The 13,495-nt window shown below is 71.7% G+C and carries 14 protein-coding genes; 4 read left to right on the top strand and 10 right to left on the bottom strand.

Annotated elements, in window-relative coordinates:
• Positions 1-28: 28 nt before the first annotated feature.
• From AB0K08_RS00530 to AB0K08_RS00515, 4 genes are all read right to left on the bottom strand, one after another.
• Positions 29-739, bottom strand: a complete 711-nt coding sequence (locus tag AB0K08_RS00530; protein WP_363350573.1) for a C40 family peptidase — start codon at positions 737-739, stop codon at positions 29-31.
• A 260-nt stretch (positions 740-999) separates the two neighbouring features.
• Positions 1,000-1,992, bottom strand: a complete 993-nt coding sequence (locus tag AB0K08_RS00525) for a hypothetical protein (RefSeq protein WP_363350571.1) — start codon at positions 1,990-1,992, stop codon at positions 1,000-1,002.
• Positions 1,992-2,336 carry a PadR family transcriptional regulator gene (locus tag AB0K08_RS00520; RefSeq protein ID WP_363350569.1) on the bottom strand — a complete coding sequence of 115 codons (345 nt, stop codon included), beginning with the start codon at positions 2,334-2,336 and terminating at the stop codon, positions 1,992-1,994. Before AB0K08_RS00520 ends, AB0K08_RS00525 begins: the two co-directional genes overlap by 1 nt.
• Before the next feature lie 68 nt (positions 2,337-2,404).
• A complete protein-coding gene (locus AB0K08_RS00515) occupies positions 2,405-2,971 on the bottom strand; it encodes a dihydrofolate reductase family protein (protein WP_363350567.1) in 567 nt (188 codons plus the stop codon).
• 106 nt (positions 2,972-3,077) lie between these two features.
• Between AB0K08_RS00515 and AB0K08_RS00510 the strand changes: the two genes are divergently transcribed.
• Complete coding sequence (locus tag AB0K08_RS00510) at positions 3,078-4,106, top strand: MsnO8 family LLM class oxidoreductase (RefSeq protein ID WP_363350565.1); 1,029 nt, start codon at positions 3,078-3,080, stop codon at positions 4,104-4,106.
• Between the two features lie 28 nt (positions 4,107-4,134).
• Here AB0K08_RS00510 and AB0K08_RS00505 read toward each other — a convergent pair whose 3' ends face one another.
• The 4 genes from AB0K08_RS00505 to AB0K08_RS00490 form a co-directional block, all read right to left on the bottom strand.
• On the bottom strand, positions 4,135-4,806 hold the full coding sequence (locus tag AB0K08_RS00505; RefSeq protein WP_363350563.1) for a DUF6198 family protein: 672 nt from the start codon (positions 4,804-4,806) through the stop codon (positions 4,135-4,137).
• Between the two features lie 34 nt (positions 4,807-4,840).
• Positions 4,841-5,980, bottom strand: a complete 1,140-nt coding sequence (locus tag AB0K08_RS00500; RefSeq protein ID WP_363350561.1) for a serine hydrolase domain-containing protein — start codon at positions 5,978-5,980, stop codon at positions 4,841-4,843.
• 10 nt (positions 5,981-5,990) lie between these two features.
• Positions 5,991-6,425, bottom strand: a complete 435-nt coding sequence (locus tag AB0K08_RS00495) for an OsmC family peroxiredoxin (RefSeq protein WP_363350558.1) — start codon at positions 6,423-6,425, stop codon at positions 5,991-5,993.
• Positions 6,426-6,508: 83 nt separating this feature from the next.
• Positions 6,509-7,444 (bottom strand): NADP-dependent oxidoreductase, encoded by a 936-nt coding sequence (locus tag AB0K08_RS00490; protein ID WP_363350556.1) that lies wholly within the window; start codon positions 7,442-7,444, stop codon positions 6,509-6,511.
• Positions 7,445-7,644: 200 nt separating this feature from the next.
• Between AB0K08_RS00490 and AB0K08_RS00485 the strand changes: the two genes are divergently transcribed.
• Together AB0K08_RS00485 and AB0K08_RS00480 are read left to right on the top strand one after the other, a co-directional pair.
• Entirely contained in the window at positions 7,645-8,838 is a 1,194-nt protein-coding gene (locus AB0K08_RS00485; protein WP_363350554.1) for a ScyD/ScyE family protein, read from the top strand.
• Between the two features lie 178 nt (positions 8,839-9,016).
• Complete coding sequence (locus AB0K08_RS00480; protein ID WP_363350552.1) at positions 9,017-9,505, top strand: pyridoxamine 5'-phosphate oxidase family protein; 489 nt, start codon at positions 9,017-9,019, stop codon at positions 9,503-9,505.
• 44 nt (positions 9,506-9,549) lie between these two features.
• Here AB0K08_RS00480 and AB0K08_RS00475 read toward each other — a convergent pair whose 3' ends face one another.
• Both AB0K08_RS00475 and AB0K08_RS00470 read right to left on the bottom strand, forming a co-directional pair.
• Positions 9,550-9,873, bottom strand: a complete 324-nt coding sequence (locus AB0K08_RS00475) for a 4a-hydroxytetrahydrobiopterin dehydratase (protein ID WP_363350550.1) — start codon at positions 9,871-9,873, stop codon at positions 9,550-9,552.
• A 52-nt stretch (positions 9,874-9,925) separates the two neighbouring features.
• Positions 9,926-12,046, bottom strand: a complete 2,121-nt coding sequence (locus tag AB0K08_RS00470) for an FAD-dependent oxidoreductase (protein WP_363350548.1) — start codon at positions 12,044-12,046, stop codon at positions 9,926-9,928.
• Between the two features lie 128 nt (positions 12,047-12,174).
• Between AB0K08_RS00470 and AB0K08_RS00465 the strand changes: the two genes are divergently transcribed.
• On the top strand, positions 12,175-13,446 hold the full coding sequence (locus AB0K08_RS00465) for a patatin-like phospholipase family protein (RefSeq protein ID WP_363350546.1): 1,272 nt from the start codon (positions 12,175-12,177) through the stop codon (positions 13,444-13,446).
• Positions 13,447-13,495: the final 49 nt, after the last annotated feature.

Below are 13,495 nucleotides of genomic sequence, written 5' to 3'. Positions count from 1 at the left end.
GGTCGTGTCAGTGCCCCTCAGCACCACATCAGTACCGCGCGGCGGTGCCCAACATGTTCCAGGGGCTGTAGTCCACGTCGGTGACGGAGACGCCCTCGGTGTAGTTGCGGGCGTGGGCGATCTTGCCGTCACCCACGTACACGGCCACGTGGTAGATGCCGGAGGCCGCGCCGTTGTTGGACCAGAACACCAGGTCACCGACCTGCAGCTCGTCCAGCCCCACGTACTGGTTGGCGCCGGAGAACTGCGCGCCGGAGGTCCGGGGGAGGTCCACGCCGGCCTGGGCGAAGGCGTTCTGGGTGAAGCCGGAGCAGTCGTACGCGGAGGGGCCGTTGCCGCCGTAGGCGTAGCCGACCGAGGGGTCGTTGGCCGTGGCCACGGCCCAGTCGGCGGCCGCACCGTAGGAGCCGGACGCCGAGGTGTACGAGGCCAGCTGGTAGGTGGCCCCCTCACTGGCGGAACCGGTCGAGGCGGTGGAGTAGTCCGTGGCGTAGCCGGACGAGGAGGCGGAGGAGGACCCGGAGGAGGCCGAGCCCGTCGAATCGCCCTGATAGCTCCAGTCTTGGTAGCTGGCGGCCGGCTGCGAGCCGTCGTTCGCGGAGGCCGGGGCCACACCGGCGAGCACGGCGCCGAAGGCGGTGGTCACCCCGAGGGTGCCCACGGCCAGGCGTCGGCGGGCGTGGGAGCGGCGGGCCTGCCGCTCGGCGGCTAGGCGGTCACGGCGGGTGGAGAAGTTCATCGGTTCATACCTTGATAGACGTCGGTGAGCACACGGCGGTCCCCGATGCCGGCGGGTCAGACCGCACCGTCCCCACGGGGCCGGTGGCCGCCCTCCCGGCATCGCGGGGGTTATCGGACCGTTATTAAAAGGTACAGGTTTGTTATGAAACCGCAACCTTATGCCGAGCTGTGCAGCTCCTGTGTGTCACACCTGCCCCATCAGCCCCACGATGGCCCACGCCGCCGCCCATCCGCTCACCCGGTCGAGGCGTCATGTTATCACGCCGTGACCAAGGGGTCCTGGGACCGCAGCGTCCGCCAGTACCTGACGCAGATGTACAGGTCCCAGAGGGCCACGATCCAGATCACCGCCACGTAGAGCACGTCCACCCAGTCCGCCCCGCCGGAGGTCTGCAGGATCCCGGAGTCGATGGCGGGGTCCAGCACCTCCTGGGTCAGCACCAGCACGGTGAAGAACACGGCCGCCACCACGTCCAGCGCCGCGCGCGCCACCACCTGCCACCGGGTCATGCGGCCCCTGAACAGGGTCCACACGGCCAGGGCGGCGGCCAGGAGGATCAGCGCGTAGTAGGCCGGCAGCCAGAAGTCCCACAGGGCGGGGTTGACGAAGGAGCCGCCGCCGTTGAGGTGACCCACGTAGAGGAAGGTGGTGGGCACCAGGGGCAGCAGTGCCACGATCCCGAGGAAGACCAGGCTGGAGATCGCCTCGGATCGGGCGTCCCGGGCGTTGACCACCTCCAGATCCAGGTCCTCCACGCTCCACCGGCGCTCGGCGCTGCGGCCGGCACGGCCCCGATCCGCCGAGGGGACCACGCGCTCGAAGACGGCGAAGAACCCGGTGACGGCGCCGAAGGCGATGAAGAGGGCGACGACGGCCTCGCTGACGGCCTGGCCGATCAGCCCGCCAAGGTGACCCTCGGGCACCGTGGCGGAGTAGACGATGACGTTGGCCAGCAGCGAGACCAGCAGGACCAGGACCAGTACCCAACGCAGCAGCCGGGTGTAGAGCGGGAAGACCTCCGGGCCGATCAGGTAGTTCGGCGCCTCGCGATATCGTGCGGCCAGGCGGGCGGGGTCCCCGAGTTCCTCGAGCACCTCCCGCTCGGCGGCACCCTCCTCGGCCCCGCCGGCCAGCCGTTCGTCCAGCATGTCCGAGGTGAGGGTGAGGAGTTCCCGGGAGAGGTCCTCGCGCTGGCCGTCGGGCACGTGGGCGACGACCTGGTCGATGTAACGACGGGTCAGGGTGGCCATCAGGGGGTTTCCTTCCAGAGTGCGGCCATGCTGGCCGTCAGTCGTGTCCATTCGTTCCGAAGCTCGTCCGCCATCCCGGCACCGTCCTCGGTGAGGCTGTAGTACTTGCGAGGACGGGGTTCGTCCGTGTTCCACTCGGCCCGCAGCAGCCCTTGGCCCTCGAGCCGGCGCAGCAGCGGGTAGAGCGTGTTGGCCTCCGCGTCCAGGCCCACCGTCCCGAGGTATTCCAGCAGCGCGTAGCCGTAGCGCGGGGTCCGGCAGGCCAGCAGCGCGGCGACCACGAGGGTGCCGCGTCGCAGTTCCTGCCGGTGGGTCGCGAGGCTGGAGGCGAGTTCATCGTTCACACCTCATACAATACTGTGCGCCACACACTATTGCAACAGAAGGGGGTAATGCGTGAGGCAAGGGGTCTTCAGGCCGACACTGCCGACAGCGGGGTCACGTCGTAGACAAGCCGGGCCCATTCGCCGATCTTCTCGGCGGAGCGCAGCCGCAGGCGGTCCCAGGTCACGTCCCCGGAGAACAGGGGCTTTCCCGCGGCGAGGGTGACCGGGGCCAGCGTGAGGACGATCCGGTCGAGTGCCCCGGCGGCCAGGAACTGGGCGGCGAGCCCGCCCCCGCCCATCATCCAGATGTCCCCCTCCCCGGCAGCCGCGCGGATCTCGGGGAGGTGCCGGCCGACGTCACCGGCCAGGATCCGCACGTCCGCACCCTCCAGCACGGGCAGGGCGCGACTGGAGAACACGAAGACGGGCTGGGTGCCCACGCTGTCCTGCCACTTCTCCGGGTGGGTCCGCAGGTCCTCCATGTCCAGCAGCCACTCATAGGTGGTGGATCCCATGACCAGGGCGGTCGCGGATTCCATTAAGGGCTTGAGGTCCGGTTGCTCGCCGGGGATCTCGAACAGCCAGTCCAGGGAGTCGTCCCGGGTGGCGAGGAAGCCGTTGAGCGTGGCGGCGGTTTCGTAGATGACGGCCATGCGCGCACGGTAACAAGGGCCCGACGCCGGCCGGCAGGTCTCGCGGTCGGCCGGCGGTCTTTCGCGGCCCGGCAATATTCCCGGTCCGGTTCTCGTTGGGCAGGGTATGACCTCGCACTCCCTCTCCGGCCTCCCGGTGTCCCTCCTCGACCGCGCCAACTCCCTGTCCGGGGTCACGGAGTCCGCGGTCCTCCACGGGGTCATCGCCCGGGCCCGGCGTGTGGAGGCCCTGGGGTACCGGCGCCTCTGGGTGGCCGAGCACCACGGCGTGCCGGGCATCGCCGGCTCCGCGCCGACGCTGCTGATGACCGCGATCGCGGCGGCCACGGAACGCCTGCGGGTGGGTTCGGGCGGGGTGATGCTGCCCAACCACCAGCCGCTGGTCGTCGCCGAGCAGGCCGCCACGCTCCAGGCCCTGTTCCCCGGGCGGGTCGACCTCGGCCTGGGCCGCTCGGTCGGGTTCACCCCGGCCGTGCGTCGGGCCCTGCGCCGGGACAAGGACGCGGCGCAGCAGTTCCCGGAGGACCTGGCCGAGCTCCTCGGGTTCCTGGGTGGCTCCGCGCCGTTCACCGCCCGCCCGCGGGACCACGGCGCCACCCCGGTGTTCGTGCTGGCGACCGGGCAGGGGCTGAGGTGGGCCGCGGACGCCGGGCTGGCCGTCGTCGTGGGTGGGCCGTCCCTCTTCCGGCGCGGGACCCCGGAGGCGCCGCTGGCCGGGCACGAGGGGCTGGCGCGCTACCGCCGCGACTTCCGGCCCTCGCGGTGGTTCCCCGCACCGTATGTGATCGTCTCGGCCACGCTCGCGGCGGCGGACACGCCCGAGGCTGCCCGGGACCTGGTCCTGCCGGAGGCCTGGGCGCTGGCGCAGTCGCGGGTCGCGGGCGAGTTCCGGCCCCTGATGCCGGCGGCGGAGATCAAGGCCCAGCACGACGGCGGCTCCGTCACCGAGCGCGACCGGCAGCGGGTCGCGGAGCACCTCGCCTCCGGCATCCACGGCACCCCGGAGCACGTGCGCCGTCAGGTGGAGGCGCTGGTGGCGTTCACGGGCGCCGACGAGGTGATGGTGACCGGCGGCATGAGCGATCTCGCCGGCCAGCGGCGCTCGGATGAGCTGGTGGCGGGGCTGTTCGCCTGAGCGCGGCTGAACTCCGCTGCACCGGACGTCAGGCGTTGCGCCGCCGGATCAACCACCTCGAGTGCATCCGCTCGATGACCTTGACCACGGCGCCCACGCCGAGCGCCGAGAGGGCCGTCCCCTCCCGGACGCCGAACAGCTCCCCGAGCAGGAGGTAGGACAGCACGACGGCCAGGACCACCAGGGACCAGTCGAAGAGCTGCTTCACGGTGCCGAAGCGGATCCGGGTCACCTGATGCAGGGTGAAGACGATGCCGTCCCCGGGCAGGTAGGCGACCCGGGCCGCCACCTCGATGTAGACGCCCACCGCGATCACCAGGACACTGGCGACCGTCCACCACACCTGTTCGGCGTAGTGTTCCGGGGTGATCCAGCGGGTGGCCCAGAGCGCGACGTCGCACATCAGGCCGAAGACCACGGCGATGGGGACCTGGATGAGCTGGAAGGGCGGGAACCGGCGTCGGAGCAGCAGGACCTGGAGCACCACGAAGAACACGTTCATGCCCATCAGGAACGTGCCGACCGTGATGGGGGTGACCTCGGCCTGCACGGTGGGGATGGTGGAGATCGGCGTGGCACCCAGTCCGGCGCGGATGCTCAGGGCCACTCCCAGCGCGATCAGGCACACGCCCACCAGGAACCGCACCCACCGCCACAGAAGAGATCGCCCCGGTGATGCCTGCTCTGCCTCTATTCGCACTGATCCACTGTAGGCCACGCGGATCCGGGCAGACTCAGGCGGGCCGGTGCCGCACCGCCCGCCAGAAGCGCTGCAGGTACTGGGGCGGCTCGGGAGACGCCATCCCCTCGGTGGTCAGCAGCACCCCGGCCACGCCGGCGGCCGGGTCCACCCAGAGGCTCGAGCCGGTCCCGCCGTCCCAACCGAACCGGCCCCGGCGGTCGATGCCGACGCCGAGGCCCCAACCGTGGCCCTCGGGCAGGAAGCCCCGGCCCATCTGGCGGGCGGCCTCGGTGGTGGTGTCCGTGGCCATCGCCCGCACGGAGTCCTCGGACAGCACCGGCCCGTCTGGGCCCCTCCCGCCATCCAGGAGCATCGTGGCGAAGCGCATCAGGTCGGCCGCGGTGGAGACCAGGCCCGTGGCGGCCGAGGGGAAGTCGGGAGGCTCCAGCAGGGAGCGGTCGCCGGCCGGCAGGATCTCCGCCGGCCCGCCGCCGGCGTCCGGGAAGCCGTGCCGGGGCACCCGGTCCAGCTGCCCCTCAGGCACGGTGTACCCGGTCTCCTCCATGCCCAGCGGGCCCAGGATCCGCTCGCGCAGGATCGCCTCGAAGCCCTGGCCGGTGGCCGCCTGCAGCACCACGGTGAGCGCGTCGAACGAGGACTGGTAGAGCCATCCCTGCTCGGGTTGGTGGGCCATCGGCAGTCCTGCCGCCCGCTCGGCCCAGGTGCCCGGGTCCAGGCCGGGGACCTGCCAGCCAGAGTACAGTCCGGCCTCCGCGGTGGCGGCGGTGAGGGCGTCCGACTCCGGGGCGCCCAGGTCGTAGCCGAGCCCGAAGCCCATGGCCAGCAGGTCACGCACCGTGGTCGGGCGGATCGCAGGCACCGTCTCGGTGAGCGGGCCGTTCCGGGCGGCCAGCACGCGGCGCCCGGCCCACGCCGGCACGAACCGCTCCACCGGGTCGTCCAGAGCCAGAACCCGCTCCTCGGCCAGTGCGAGGGTCGCCGCGGCGGCGATCGGCTTCGTGACCGAGGCGATGCGGATCAGCGCGTCTTCCGGCACCCCACCGGGGGCCTGAAGCGCCACCTGCCGGCCGGCGTCGTCCCCGGTGGTCAGGGACCAGACCAGCCCGGGGAACTGCATGTCCTGCACGGCGGCGCGCATCTCCGCGCCCACCCGTTCGATCAGGCCCGTCACCGAGGGGACCTCAGGCCAGGGTGGCGTCCACGCTGACGTCCTTGACCCCGGCGAGCGCCTGGGACACGGGGCACTGCTCCTTGGCGTCGCTGGCGATCTTCACGAAGTCCTCCGTGGAGATCCCCTCGACCTGGCCCTTGACGACCAGAAGGATCTTCGAGATCCCCACCCCGGCCTCGAACGTGACGTCCGCGGTGGTGTCCAGGTGGGTGGGGGCGGTGCCGTTCTCCTTGAGCATGTTGGAGAACTGCATGGTGAAGCAGGTGGCATGGGCCGCGGCGAGCAGCTCCTCCGGGTTCGTGGTGGAACCGGCCTCCTCGGCGCGGGCCTTCCAGTTGACGTCGAAGGTGCCGGAGCCGGAGGTCTTCAGGGTGGTGGAACCGGAGCCGGTGAACAGGTCTCCGTCCCATGAGGTGCTGGCCTGGCTGACGATCGGACGGGGCATGGTGTTCCTCCTACAGACGTCGGGGGGCAGCTGATTCCGCTACCGTGGCCACCGTATCCAGAAACCCGGGGAGATGTCAGGGTTCAGCCCGTCACCACCACGTTGCCCACCGGGCTGTGATGCTCGACGGCGGCCACGGCCTTCCCGGCCTCGGCCAGCGGCCAGGCGGCGGAGACCACGGGGGTGAAGTGCCCGGCGGCCACCAGCCCCGCCACCCGGGCGAAGACCTCCGTTGTGCGGCGCCGGTCGATCCGCTGGCCCCCGAGCTCCGAGACGAGGCCGAAGTCGGCCACGCTGCGCACCGGCAGCACCCCGCCGCCGGCGCTCTCGGGTGCACGCAGCAGTCCGGTGGATTCACGCAGGACGTCCCCGCCCACCGCGTCGATCACGCCGTCCACTCCCTCGGGGGCGAGCGCCCGCACCCGGTCCGTCCAGCCCTCGCCCTTGGGCACGTGCACGGCTCCGAGGCCCTCCACGGCCGGCCGCTTTGACTCCGAGGCCACGCCCAGGACCCGTAGCCCGCGCAGTCGGGCCAGGCCGCAGGCCGCCGTGCCCACACCCCCGCCCGCCCCGAGGACCAGCAGCGTGGAGCCCTCGGCCAACTCCAGCTCGTCCAGGCCGTCGTAGGCCGTGGCCACCGAGACGGGGATCGAGGCCGCCTGCCCCGCGGGGACCACGGGCGGCCGGTGGGCCGTGGCCGCGGCCTCCAGCAGGACCAGCTCGGCCATCGATCCGGTCCCGGTGACCGTCGAGCCGAACACCTCGTCGCCGGCGGCGAACCCGGTGACGCCCGGGCCGACGTCGAGCACCTCACCGGCCGCCTCGCGGCCCATGGCCATGGGGAACCGCACCGGAATCCGGCCCTGCCGCAGCCCCGAGCGGACCTTGATGTCCGCCGGATTGACCCCGGAGGCCCGGAGCCGGATGAGGATCTGGCCGGCCGCGGGGACGGGGTCCTCCACGGGGATCAGCCGGGTGACCTCAGGTCCGCCGTACTCTGTGAATCCGAAGGCTCGCATAGGTCCAGTCAATCAGAACGCCAGCCGTGGACACGGTGGGCACTGCGGGTCTACTGTCCTGCCATTCCCACTCCGGCCGCCGCCTTGAGGCCGCGGCCCGCGCCCCAGCCACAGGCACCGGTGCCGTCGCTGTTCCCTGGCCAGCACCGAGCCTGACCCTTCCGCCGTGCCATGTACGTCCGTCTCCACCGGAGTCCACCATGCCCAAGAACCCCCTGCGCGCGTCCGCCCTCGCGGCCGCCAGCTGTCTGGCCCTGTCGGCCACCCTGATTGCCGCGCCTGCCCACGCCCACCGTTCACCCGCGCCACCCGCCCCCGCCACGGTCGCCGAGGGGCTCGCCGGCCCCCTGGCCCTGGCGTTCGGGGACCACCATGAGCTGTTCGTCACCCAGAGCTTCCTGGGTAACCTGTCCACAATCGACCGGCGGGGCAGGGTCTCCACGGTGGCCCAGATGCCCCCGGGGGAGCCCGGCCCCCAGGGACCCTCCAACGAGATCGCCGGCGTGGACTACTCCAAGGGGTCCACGTTCCACATCGAGACCGACTACGTGGCCGGGTTCAGCCACATCGTCAAGACGTCCTCGAAGGGCAAGCGCTCCGTGGTCAGCCGGGACTTCCTCGCCCACGAGGCCAGCACCAACCCGGACGGGAAGGTGAAGTACGGCTTCGTGGGGCTCAGGGGCCAGTGCGCCAGCGATCTGGCGGCCCTGGAGGCCCAGCTCGGCCAGCGCATGGTCAGCGAGGCCCCCGGAGAGGACTTCTCCCACGCCTACCAGCTGGACGTCACCCGGCACGCCACCTATGTGGCCGACGCCGGGGCCAATGCCCTGCTGAAGGTGTCACCGAGGTCCGGGAAGATCTCCACGGTGGCCGTGCTGCCGCCCGTGAAGGTCACCGCCGGCCCGGAGCTGATGGGTGCCCTCAACGCGGCGCTGGCCGGGATGCCGCAGCTGCCGGCGGGCACCACGGCGCCCGACTGCCTGCTCGGCAAGACCTTCGTGGGTGAGCCCGTGCCCACGGACGTGGAGATGGGCCGGGACGGTCAGCTCTACGTCACCACGCTGGCCGGGGTGGCCGGTGAGTCGATCCCGCTGAGCCACGTCTACAAGGTCGACCCGAAACGCGGGAAGATCCGCACCGTGGCCTCCGGTCTGCACGGTGCCACCGGCGTGGCCGTGGCCTCGAACGGCACCGTGTTCGCCGCGGAGATGTTCGGCGGCAAGGTCTCGGTCATCCCTCAGGGGTCCCGGAAGGCCACCACGCTCTTCACCGCCGACTCCCCCGGGGACGTGGAGGTCCACGGGAACACGGTGTACGCGACCACCGGCGTCTTCGACCATGAGGGCAACGGCGCCGTGGTGAAGGTCGACTACCGGCATCGGGGACGGAGGTGATGGCCCGCTGAGCTGACAGCCCCGCTGCGCCCAAGGTCACACTGAGCCAGCCGACCGTCCCTTGCCCGGCGGTCGCCGTCCCACCACAGTTGATGGTGTCCGGTGACCGCCGGGCGATGCCGGGCCCGGGGCATCCCCGGCGCCGGCTGATGACACCGACCCCACCGAGGAGGACCACGTGACGGAGCGAGGGATGGAAGGTGCCGAGGGCGCCGACGCGCAGGTCGAGACGCTCAGCGAGGCGCAGTGCTGGGAGTTGCTGCGTCGCGCCGAGATCGGCCGCCTGGCGGTGTGGGTGGAGGACCACCCGGAGATCTTCCCCGTGAACTTCGCGGTGGACCACGGGGCCCTGGTGTTCCGCACCGCCGAGGGCACCAAGGTCTCAGCGGCCCTGGGGGGCTCAGCCGTGGCCCTGGAGACCGACGGCCCGGATGCCGAGTCCGGCACCGCGTGGAGCGTGGTGGTCAAGGGCCGGGCGGAGCAGATCACGGACACCGCCGGCCTCATGGACACCGTGCGCCTGCCCCTGTTCCCCTGGCAGGGCGGGGAGAAGGGCAAGTTCGTCCGCATCGTCCCGACCGAGGTCACCGGCCGCCGCTTCCCCATCGTCTCCCCCGAGTGGTGGCGCACCCCGCTACAGGACGTCCCAACGGCGGCGGAGGAGTAGGGTCCCGTCCTCGGAGGCGGGCTCGCCGACCGGGGTGGGATGCCCTACCCGCCTGCGGAGACCCCCAGCGCCTCAGCGTGCCCGCTGGTGGCCCGCGCCAGGCGCACGTCCCGGCTGGTGATGCCGCCGACGTCGTGGCTGGACCAGGTGACCTGCACGGAAGGGTAGGTCAGGAGCAGGTCCGGGTGGTGGTTGTTGTCCTCGGCGGAGGCGCCGATGAGGTTGACGAGCTCCAGTCCGGTGGCGAAGGACTTCGTGGCGAACGTGGCGGTCAGCGTGCCGCCGTCCTCGGTCCAGCCGTCCAGTCCGGCCTCGGCGATCTCGGCGGAGGTGAGGGTCTTCTTCGGGTCTGGCTTCGTGTCACTCATGCCCCCATCCTCCCGCCGGGCACCGGCCCGTGGCCAGCCCCGTTCCTCCGCGTCACCCCAGCGGGATCGTCCCCCGCAGCGACCCCGGATCGGCCACCGGCTCGTCCGCGGTGCGGGCGATCAGCTCGCGGGCCTGCTTCACCGAGTCCCAGACGTTCCACAGCAGCACCCCGCGCACCGACCCTAAGGCGTTGAGGTAGTAGACCACGCCGGTGGAGTGGTCCGGATCCCCGTCCGCGCCCGCGGCCCAGTCCTCCACCGTGGTGTGGCGGGTGTCCACCTCTCCCACGGCCTCGTAGCCGTAGTCGAACAGGTCGGACCAGAAGAAGGGGGTGGTCCGGTAGGGCTTGTCGGCCCCGGCCATGTTGCGTCCGGCTACCTTGCCCATGGTCTCCGCGGCGGAGGCGTGCTCCACCCGGCGGATCCCCAGGAGCCGGTCCGGGTACCGGGCCACATCCCCGGCCGCGTAGATGCTGTGGGCCCCGGTGCGCAGACGGTCGTCCACCAGGACGCCTCCGTCCACGGCCAGCCCGGCGGCCCTGGCCAGTTCCGTGCGGGGCTGAACCCCCACCCCGACGACGGCCGCGTCCGCCGCGATCTCGGTCCCGTCCTCGAGGCGGACCGTGACCCCCTCAGCCCCCTCCGACCCGCCGGCCAGGCGCCCGACGACGATCTCCACGCCACGATCCCGGAACCGGCGCGTGAGGGTCCGGGCCAGTGACTCGGGGAACATCTGGGCCAACAGCGGCTCGCCGGTGGCCACGAGTGTCACCCGGACACGGTTCTGGGTCAGCACGGCCGCGACCTCGGAGCCGATGTATCCGCCGCCGACCACCACCACGTGGGCCCCGGGCACCGCGAGCGCCCGCAACCGTCGGTAGTCGGCCACGGTCCGGTAGTAGATCACCCGGTCCCCGGGCTCCAGGCCTGCGGTCCGCGGCTCAGCGCCCGTGGCCAGCAGCAGCTTCCCGTACCGCACGGACCGGCCGCCGGCCAGGGTGATCGAGCGCTCGTCCGGGGCCAGGGACGCCACCGTGGTGCCGAGATGGACCTGCGTGCCGGCGTCCGGGGCGGAGTCCGAGCCGGCGGCGCCGGAGATCATGAGCGATCCCTCCAGGGACGCCTCCGGGTCCACCCACAGGGTCTTGGACAGGTCCGGGCGGTAGACCGGTGCGGCGGTGTCCGTGCCGAACACCCCGATGCTGCCGATCGGATCCTCGGCGCGGATGCCCTCGATCGCCTTCGCCGCGGCCATGCCGGCCCCCACAATCACATAGTCGTAGGCGTCCAGCACCTCGTCCGTGTGCACGCCCTCGGCACTCGGGTCCAGGGCCGGCGTCACTGCAGCCTCCGAGTCCCCCGAGCCGTACGGCGCTGAACGCTGCCGCTCCATCCACTCGTCCAGGGTCACGCCGTCCACGATCGCCGGCTCCGGGATCAGCCCGCCACCGGCCATCGCCCGGCCGAAGAGGGGCGCCTCGAGGATCCGCCGCGGGGCCTTGCCTCCGGCCGAACCCAGCACCTCGACCATTCTCCGAGCCACCTCGGCCCCCGTCGCGGTCTCGGGCCCACGGATGGCGACGGTGCGCACCGGGGGTTCCCGGCCGGCGTCGGGCCCCTCCGCCTGGACCTCGGCCGGCCGCACGGCCTCCTGGGCCACCAGACGCGCCACGGACTGGGCCGCGACCGGCGCCATCCTCATGGTCGGCATCAGGGCCACCGGCCCCAGCGTGGTCATCTGCAGGATCATCGGCACCAGCTCGAACCACTGGGTGGAGTGGATGACGGTCACCGGCAGGCCGGAGGATCGGTACGCGTGCTCCTGCGCGGCCTTGCCCTGGTAGTACCCGTAGGCCTTGTTGACCTCGCCGTCCGCGGCCCCGGCGATGGACACGCACACCAGACGCCCGACGCCGGCCCGGCGGGCCTCCGCGCAGATGTTCCCCGCCGTGGTGGTGAAGAACCCGATGGACTTCGCGGCACTGAGGCTGACCTGGTTGAGGGAGTCGATCACGGCGTCCGCACCGGCGAACGCCTCCTGCAGGCCGCGTCCTGTGAAGGCGTCCACACCGGTGGAGCGACTGGCGGCCAGCACCTCGTGCCCGTCCGCACGCAGCATGTCCACGAGGAGTGTTCCGAGGGTTCCAGAGGCACCGAGCACCACGATTCTCATGGACCGCATGCTAGGTGCCGCGAGGGCTCCGGCGGCAGGGGCCATCGGCGGGGAGCCACCAGTCATGCGCCCGCCACCGTCGGTCCGCGGCCTGTGGAGCTGACCGGGGATGCCCTAGCATCGGTGACGTGCCCTCCGAGAAACGTCGTGTCGCCATCGCCTGCCAGGGGGGTGGCAGCCATACGGCCTTCACGGCCGGGGCCCTGTCCCGGCTGTTGACCCCGGAGGTCCTGGAAGACCACCGGATCGTGGGCCTGAGCGGCACCTCGGGTGGTGCCATCTGCGCCGCCATCGCGTGGACCACCCTGCTGGAGCGCACGCCCGATCAGGCTGCGGGCCTGTTGCGCTCCTTCTGGGAGGCCAACAGCGCGCAGACCTGGCCGGACCAGATGCTCAACGCCATGATCCTCTGGGGCAGCCGGGTGGCCGAGACGGTGGCGGTGCCGGCCGTGAGCCCCTACTTGAACTCCGGTGCCACCTGGGCGTCGAACCATCTGGCGCGCCTGGTGGACCAGACGGTGGACCTGCGGGCAGCCCAGGAACGCGCCACCGCCTCCGTGGACCCGCCCCTGCTGCTGATGGGCGCGGTCGACGTGCTGAACGGCCGCTTCCGCACCTTCGACAGCCGGGACGGGCAGATCTCCACCGACGCGATCCTGGCCTCGGCCGCCATCCCCAGCCTGTTCCGCTCCGTGCGGGTGGACGGGGACGTCTACTGGGACGGGCTCTTCTCCCAGAACCCACCGGTCGGGGCCCTGCGGGAGGCCGAACCGGACGAGATCTGGGTCATCCAGATCAATCCCTCGCAGATCGAGGACGAGCCCACCCTGATCGGGGACATCACCACGCGCCGCAACGAGCTGGCCGGCAACCTGTCCCTGTATCAGGAGCTGGGGTTCATGGAACAGGTCTCGGACTGGCTGGCGGACGGCACCATCCGGTCGGATTCCGTGAGGCACACCACCGTGCGCATCCTGGAGATGAACCGGACCGAGTCCACCAGCCAGTGGGGCTACACCAGCAAGCTCAACCGGGATCCCGAGTTCATCCGGGAGCTCATGCAGCTGGGAGAGGTCCAGGCCCAGCGGATGGTGGACGCCATCCGATTCGAGCAGGCCTGGGACGACGAGGACCTGTGGCCCCTCGTGGAGCGGTTCGATCCGGACACCACCGTGGTCAGCACCCATCCCCTGGCCCCGCTGGAGCCCACCAACGACCCCCAGCGCATCCACGACTTCCTGGAGGACCACGGACTCCGCGTGGAGACGGCCCGCAAACGGGTCTGCAGGGACCAGGTGAGCTGGACCGTGCGGTCCGTCCGGGACCCCCGGATCCGCGCCAGGGTCGCGGCGACCTTCCACGACGGCCGGGTGACCCGCTTCTCGGTGACCGACGGCTGACCTGCCGGCCGTGAGTGGTCCGGACACGCCGGGGACGAGGGGCTCGTTA

The organism is Citricoccus sp. NPDC055426 (assembly GCF_040677445.1).
Lineage (GTDB): Bacteria > Actinomycetota > Actinomycetes > Actinomycetales > Micrococcaceae > Citricoccus.
Note: the sequence above shows the minus strand (reverse complement) of the source record. Positions and strands in the feature narration are given on the sequence as shown.

Bases quoted from the DNA above. Each gene is read 5' to 3' on its own strand.
- AB0K08_RS00530 (WP_363350573.1), bottom strand. From the start codon at position 739: ATGAACTTCTCCACCCGCCGTGACCGCCTAGCCGCCGAGCGGCAGGCC.
- AB0K08_RS00525 (WP_363350571.1), bottom strand. From the start codon at position 1,992: ATGGCCACCCTGACCCGTCGTTACATCGACCAGGTCGTCGCCCACGTG.
- AB0K08_RS00515 (WP_363350567.1), bottom strand. From the start codon at position 2,971: ATGGCCGTCATCTACGAAACCGCCGCCACGCTCAACGGCTTCCTCGCC.
- AB0K08_RS00510 (WP_363350565.1), top strand. From the start codon at position 3,078: ATGACCTCGCACTCCCTCTCCGGCCTCCCGGTGTCCCTCCTCGACCGC.
- AB0K08_RS00495 (WP_363350558.1), bottom strand. From the start codon at position 6,425: ATGCCCCGTCCGATCGTCAGCCAGGCCAGCACCTCATGGGACGGAGAC.
- AB0K08_RS00490 (WP_363350556.1), bottom strand. From the start codon at position 7,444: ATGCGAGCCTTCGGATTCACAGAGTACGGCGGACCTGAGGTCACCCGG.
- AB0K08_RS00485 (WP_363350554.1), top strand. From the start codon at position 7,645: ATGCCCAAGAACCCCCTGCGCGCGTCCGCCCTCGCGGCCGCCAGCTGT.
- AB0K08_RS00475 (WP_363350550.1), bottom strand. From the start codon at position 9,873: ATGAGTGACACGAAGCCAGACCCGAAGAAGACCCTCACCTCCGCCGAG.
- AB0K08_RS00470 (WP_363350548.1), bottom strand. From the start codon at position 12,046: ATGAGAATCGTGGTGCTCGGTGCCTCTGGAACCCTCGGAACACTCCTC.